4 protein-coding genes and 1 pseudogene are annotated in these 7,122 nt (G+C 40.5%); 1 reads left to right on the top strand and 4 read right to left on the bottom strand.

The genetic code is table 11. The features are described from left to right. On the bottom strand, positions 1-2,681 hold a 2,681-nt coding region (locus tag ACJMMI_RS08760), incomplete at its 3' end, for an FtsX-like permease family protein (RefSeq protein ID WP_405355003.1). A gap of 30 nt (positions 2,682-2,711) precedes the next feature. Continuing rightward, positions 2,712-3,413: an ABC transporter ATP-binding protein gene (locus ACJMMI_RS08755; RefSeq protein ID WP_405355002.1), complete on the bottom strand. Its 702-nt coding sequence runs from the start codon at positions 3,411-3,413 to the stop codon at positions 2,712-2,714. Between the two features lie 306 nt (positions 3,414-3,719). Here ACJMMI_RS08755 and pckA point away from each other — a divergent pair, with 306 nt between their 5' ends. Next, positions 3,720-5,324 (top strand): phosphoenolpyruvate carboxykinase (ATP), encoded by a 1,605-nt coding sequence (gene pckA, locus ACJMMI_RS08750; protein ID WP_405355001.1) that lies wholly within the window; start codon positions 3,720-3,722, stop codon positions 5,322-5,324. Positions 5,325-5,913: 589 nt separating this feature from the next. Here pckA and ACJMMI_RS08745 read toward each other — a convergent pair. Together ACJMMI_RS08745 and ACJMMI_RS08740 are read right to left on the bottom strand one after the other, a co-directional pair. Further along, the gene (locus tag ACJMMI_RS08745; RefSeq protein ID WP_405355000.1) at positions 5,914-6,576 is read right to left on the bottom strand and encodes a V-type ATP synthase subunit D; all 663 of its coding nucleotides are present in this window, start codon (positions 6,574-6,576) and stop codon (positions 5,914-5,916) included. A gap of 26 nt (positions 6,577-6,602) precedes the next feature. Further along, positions 6,603-7,122 (bottom strand): annotated as a pseudogene (locus ACJMMI_RS08740) (V-type ATP synthase subunit B); the annotation flags it as partial.

The following is a 7,122-nucleotide window of genomic DNA, read 5'->3' as shown; positions in this document are numbered from 1 at the left end:
GTGTTATCTCCCCTTGTTCTAAGCTCTGTTACCTCAGAAAATCTGTTCGGATCTTCCATAACTGTGAGGTAGGTGCTTTCATCCTTAACGACTTTGCCTTTTGTAACAACAACCTCCTGCTGTCCTGCAAGCATAATTGTTGAAGCATCACCTGTGTTGTTAATAGCGGTTTTAAGATAGTCAAGGTCTTTTGCTGTGCCTCCCTCTTTTGGTACAACTACCGCATTGTACTTGAATATCTCGCCAAATTGGGTATTTGTAAGAGGAATAAAGCTGTTTTTTAGTCCGAATGCCGCAACAATCAAAGCAGTACAGCCTGCAATACCTATAATTGTCATAAACATTCTTGATTTATATCTGAAAATATTTCTTGTAGTAAGCTTTGCAGAGAAATTCATATGCTTCCAGATCGGAGTAATTCTTTCAAGCAAAATTCTCTTGCCAGCCTTTGGAGTTTTTGGTCTTAAAATCTTTGCACAACTCTGGCTAAGCTCTCTTACACACACTATTACAGATACAAGCAATGTGCAAAGTACCGCTGCCAACGCTCCTAAAATAATGCTCTGTGCGTCAGGAACAATTCTGATATCAGGCATATAATACATAATCTGATAAGCATTATAAATAATGTATGGAAGTGTATTTATTCCGATAAGTACACCGACTGTGCAGCCTATTACACCTGCAAACACCGCATAAACGGCAAATTTCATTATTATGCTTAAATTGCTGTAGCCGAGTGCCTTTAATATGCCGATTTCCTTACGCTTTTCCTCAACAAGTCTTGACATTGTGGTTACACACACCAATACTGCAACGAGCAAAAAGAACATTGGAAATACTGTGGCAACCGCACCGAGTCTTTCAACATTCTGAGCAAATGTTGAATAACCGGGATTGTCTGTTCTGTCAAAAACATACCATTCAGGTTCAGCAAGGTTATTTATCTTATCTTCGGCATCGGCAATTTCTTGCTCTGCATCTGCAAATTTTTCGTCTGCCTCAGCCTTTGAATCATTGTATTCTTTCCAACCGTCATCAAGCTGTTGCCTGCCGTTTGTCTTTTGCTCTTCAAGTTCTGACTTTCCGCTGTTATACTTTTCTTCTGCTGTGGTAAGGTCAGTTTCTGCCTGTGAAAGCTGAGTTTGTCCCTCGGCTTTTTTATTTTCAAGTTCTACTCTGCCGTTTTCAAGCTGTGCCTCTGCACTCTGAATCTGTGCAAGTGCATAATCAAGCTGTGCCTGTCCCTCTGCTTTCTGAGTTTCAAGCTCCTGTTTACCGCTGTTTATTTGCTCCTGTGCATAGTCTATCTGTGCCTGAGCCTGTGCAAGCTTTGTCTGACAATCTGTGAGCAAGGTCTGCACCTGAGAAAGCTGAGCGTTTAATGCTGCAAGTGTTTCCTCATCTTCCGTAACAGCTATCTGTGACTGCAACGCTTCAATCTGTGCATTACAGGTTTGTATTGCACCCTCAAGCTGTGGTTTCTGATTTTCCTCAAATTCAGCTTTTGCAAGGTTAAATTCACTTTCTTTTGCAGATAATTCTTCCTCTGCCTGACTGATTTTTGCATTAAAATTTTCAAGTCCGCTGTTGTACTCAGCCTTTACATTATCAAGCTGTGTCTGAGCATCAGCCAATTCACTCTCACCTGCCGCAATGCCGTTTTCGTATTCATTCCTTGAATTTTCAAGCTGAGTTTTTCCGTCATCAATTTGCTTTTTAGCGTCATCAAGCTGATTTTGTGCTTCGCTTATTTTATCATTATATTCCTTTTCTGAATTATCAAGCTTATTCTTCGCTTCGTCAAGCTTTGCAACTGCGTCTGATTTCTCAGAATTATAGTCGTTTTTGCTGTCCTCAAGCTCCTGCTTTGCCTTGTCGATTACATCTGTATTAAACACTTCACAGCGTAAATCAGCTGTGTTTTCAAGAGTAGAAGTAAAGCTTTCTATATTATCGGAATATTCATCGTCAAACACTGAATATTCGCCGTCTGAATACGAGGTTTTCACATACATTTCTGTATATCTTTCACTCACAAAATCGTCCGGATAAATGTACATAAAGGCGGCTATATTACCATTGCCGATAGTGGTTGAACCTCTCTGATATGAAATATACATTGGCGATTCTGCCTTGCCGACTACAGTGTATTCAAGTGTATCTACCATATCGAGAGCGTTTGAATCACCGCTTTCATCTCTGAATGTTACCTTGTCGCCAATCTTATAGTCACTGCTGCCCACGCTTCCGTATTCAACAAGAATTTCGCCTTTCTTTTCAGGCAGTCTTCCCTCTTTTACATTCAAAGTATTAAGTGCTTTACAGCTTTCATAGTTTTTTGGTGCGGCGGTTACTCTGATAACCTTACCGTTACCGCCGTTGCCTGCTGATTTCAGCACAAGGTCGGCAAAATATGACGGCATTACATCTGTTACATTGTCAAGCTTTGCGACCTCTTTTACATCGTCATCACTAAAACCTACAGTTGAAACAAGTCTGTAATCCATAAGCTGTGACTGTGAATAATACTCATCTGCCATAGTGTACATTGACGGAACTGTAGCCTTTATACCGGCAAAAAATCCCACTCCAAGTGCAATGATTGCAAGTATTGAAACAAATCTTGCCTTTGAATTGGCAATCTCTCGGAATGTGTTTTTTAACAGGGTTTTAGTCAAAAGTATCTCCCCTTTCGCAGAAAATATGGATTACCACTCGATTTCTTCAACATTTTTCGGCTCGTCATTATGAACATCCATAATTACCTTGCCACTTCTCATCTTTATAATGTGGTCAGCCATCGGAGTAATTGCCGAGTTATGGGTAATCAGCACTACTGTCATATTTTCCTTACGGCAGGTATCCTGCAAAAGCTTTAATATCTGTCTGCCTGTGTTGTAGTCGAGTGCACCTGTAGGCTCGTCACAAAGTAAAAGCTTAGGTCGCTTTGCAAGAGCTCGTGCAATGGAAACTCTTTGCTGTTCACCGCCGGAAAGTTGGGCAGGAAAGTTTGCACTCCTTTCTGCAAGTCCAACGCTTTCGAGAGCCTTCATACTGTCCATAGGATTTTTGCTTATCTGTGTGGCAAGCTCAACATTTTCTTTTGCGGTAAGATTTGGCACAAGGTTATAAAACTGAAAAACAAAGCCGATGTCAAATCTTCTATATTCAATAAGCTGTTTATCCTTTAATTTACTAATATCTCTGCCACCTACAACAATACTTCCCTTTGTGCAGGTGTCCATTCCGCCGAGAATATTAAGTACAGTAGTTTTTCCTGCACCCGAAGCACCGACAACCACGCAGAACTCGCCCTGCTCAATATTAAAAGAAACGCCCTCTACAGCGTTTATAGTTATTTCACCCATTTTGTATATTTTGTAAACATCTTTAAATTCAACAAGGCTCATAATATCCTCCGACAAAGCAAAATTTATTGCATTTTAATAATAACCGAATATACAGATTAAACCTGATTATAATAGAACATTATAGCATTTTTTGCCCCATTTATCAATATACAAATATAATATGCGTGTTGAATAAACTACAATGTGACAAAACCCACTAAATTAATTGGCAATTTGCTTGACGAGGGTATAAATTTATGCTAAAATACTAAAGAACATAGGTTGCTGTATATGCTTGCCTGGTAATTGCAACGCAGTACAAATTTGATACTATGTAATTTAAGAAACAGAAAGGTTGATACTGAAATGGCAAAGATTGATTTAACTAAGTATGGTATTACCGGTACTACTGAAATCATCCACAATCCTTCTTACGAAGAGCTTTTCAAAGAGGAAACTAAGGCTGATTTGGAGGGCTTTGAAGTTGGACAGGAGACTGAGCTTGGTGCAGTTAATGTTATGACCGGTATTTACACAGGCCGTTCACCTAAAGATAAGTTCATCGTTATGGACGAGAATTCAAAGGACACAGTTTGGTGGACTTCTGATGAATACAAGAACGACAACCACCCTGCAACACAGGAAGCTTGGGAAGCTGTAAAAGAGCTTGCTAAGAAAGAGCTTTCAAACAAGAAGCTTTATGTTGTTGACGCATTCTGCGGTGCTAACCACGACACAAGAATGGCAGTTCGTTTCATCGTTGAGGTTGCTTGGCAGGCTCACTTTGTAACAAATATGTTCATCAAGCCATCTGCTGAAGAGCTTGAGAACTTTGAGCCTGATTTCGTTGTTTACAACGCTTCTAAGGCTAAGGTTGAGAACTACAAGGAGCTCGGTCTTAACTCAGAAACAGCTGTAATGTTCAACATTACAAGCCGTGAACAGGTTATCGTAAACACATGGTACGGTGGCGAGATGAAGAAGGGTATGTTCTCAATGAGGAACTACTACCTCCCACTTAAGGGTATTGCTTCAATGCACTGCTCAGCTAACACAGATATGAACGGCGAGAACACAGCTATCTTCTTTGGTCTTTCCGGTACAGGTAAAACTACACTTTCAACAGATCCTAAGAGACTCCTCATCGGTGATGACGAGCACGGCTGGGATGACAACGGTGTATTTAACTTTGAGGGCGGTTGCTATGCTAAGGTTATTAACCTTGACAAGGAATCAGAGCCTGATATCTACAATGCAATCAGAAGAGATGCTCTTCTTGAGAATGTAACTGTAGATAAGGACGGTAAGATTGACTTCAATGACAAGTCAGTTACAGAGAACACTCGTGTATCTTACCCAATCAACCACATCGACAACATTGTTCGTCCTGTATCTTCAGCTCCTGCTGCTAAGAATGTTATCTTCCTTTCAGCTGACGCTTTCGGTGTACTTCCACCGGTTTCAATTCTTACACCTGAGCAGACAAAGTACTACTTCCTCTCAGGCTTTACAGCTAAGCTTGCAGGTACAGAGCGTGGCATTACAGAGCCTACTCCAACATTCTCAGCTTGCTTCGGTCAGGCTTTCCTTGAGCTTCACCCAACAAAGTATGCTGAAGAGCTCGTTAAGAAGATGGAGCAGAGCGGTGCTAAGGCTTACCTCGTAAACACAGGTTGGAACGGCACAGGCAAGCGTATCTCAATTAAGGATACAAGAGGTATCATTGACGCTATTCTTGATGGTTCTATCACAAAGGCTCCTACAAAGACAATTCCTCACTTCAACTTTGAAGTTCCAACAGAGCTTCCTGGCGTTGATCCTGCTATTCTCGACCCACGCGACACATATGCAAATGTTGCTGACTGGGAAACAAAGGCTCAGGATCTTGCAGCTCGTTTTGTTAAGAACTTTGCTAAGTACGAAGGCAACGAGGCCGGTAAGGCTCTCGTAGAGGCTGGTCCTAAGGCTTAATTTTGCTGTTAATTTAATACAAGCATAAAAAGGGTGCTTTCCATACGGAGAGCACCCTTTTTATGTTGGTTCTTTTTCAATAGTTGGGGTAAATTATGGTTTAGCAACGGTCGAAAATTTTCTTTGAATTAGCACAAACTTTTTACTCTAACATAAAAATTTGGTCAACCTTTTTAAAGGTTGTGGGTGTGGGCATAGCCCACAAATACTATAAGTTTATGCAAAATTTTGATAACCAAACAGCAGGCTGTTTGGTGGCTTGAACACAATAGCGAAAGCTTTATAATGCGATAGCATCATAAAAAGCCATTATTCTTATAAATGAATTATTTCTTTTTAATGGCTGTCGCCTGTTTTGTCAAACTTTGCTTTAGCCACAAACAGCGTTGCTGTTTGTGTCGGAAAATTTGCAACGAAAACAGCTTTTCTTGGGCGTTGCCCAAACCCACGAGCCTTTAAAAAGGCTCGACCTAAATTTTTTATTATTTATCCTAAAACTTTTATCAAAACTATAATTTATTCCAACTACTGAAAATAATTTTTCCTTAAATATTAAAATCCCACTCTGATTTCTCGGAGTGGGATTTTTTTAAGCATTAGCTGCTTGTGCTTGTTTTTCTTTTTCAGCCTGTGCTTTTTTAAGCTTTGTCCTCTTAATAACTTTAAGACGGCTGAATTCTTCTCTTTCCTTTTCATCAAGAGCATCAGAAATAAACTTTACGGTTTCCTCAAATTTAGGAATCATAATGTTTTTAAGAGCGTTTGCTCTCTTTTGTGTTTTCTTGATTGAAACTGCAAGACGGTAAACACTGTTTTCAATCTCGGCAAGCTCGGCGGTAAGATATTTAACCTCTGTAAATTTTTCATAGGTTTTATCAATACCTGAGTTCGTGAGTCGCAGTCCGTAGTGCAGGTAGGTCTGAGGTTGTTTCTCGTCAATAGTGAGAATAGGAATTTCAACACCCATTACGCTTCTTGAATCAAGCTTTAATGAGTCTTCCTCAGGAATCGTGTTTGAAAGGTCATCGCAAAAGCCGTTTGTAACATTGGCAGTCTGAAGTGCTATGTAAGCTTCTTCATATGCGTTGTCGATCTTCTCCTGAATTGCATTGGCATGGTCGATAAGCGTCATCATTTCTCTGATGAGAATATTACGCTTACGGTCAAGCAGTTCATAGCCGTTTTTGGCAAGAGCAAGCGACTTTTTGGTGTTCATCAGATTACCTTTTGTAGGTACAGCCTGTACAGCCATAAATGCTCAGCACTCCTTTCTGACGGTTATTTCTCAACATAATATTTGTCAAGAATCTGATCGTCAACACGATCAAGCTCTGATCTTGGAAGTGTAGAGAGTAACTCCCAACCAAGGTCAAGGCTCTGCTCGATACTTCTATTTTCGTTGAAGCCCTGATTAACAAACTTTGATTCAAACAGTCTGCCAAATTCAATGTACTTTTTGTCGATAGGGGAAAGCTCTTCCTCACCGATAACAGATGCAAGTGAACGAGCGTCAATTACCTTTGCATATGAAGCAAAGAGCTGGTTTGCAAGAGCCTGATGATCGCCTCTTGTATAGCCTTCACCGATACCGTCCTTCATAAGACGGGAAAGTGAAGGAAGTACGCTTACAGGTGGGTAAAGGCCTTGACCCTGTAATGAACGGTCAAGTACAATCTGACCCTCTGTAATGTATCCTGTAAGGTCAGGAATTGGGTGGGTAATATCATCATTAGGCATTGTAAGAATAGGAATCTGAGTAACAGAACCGTTCTTGCCCTTAATCATACCGGCACGCTCA

The organism is Ruminococcus sp. (assembly GCF_045129435.1).
GTDB lineage: Bacteria > Bacillota > Clostridia > Oscillospirales > Acutalibacteraceae > Ruminococcoides.
This window is presented reverse-complemented; position numbering and strand designations above follow the sequence as displayed.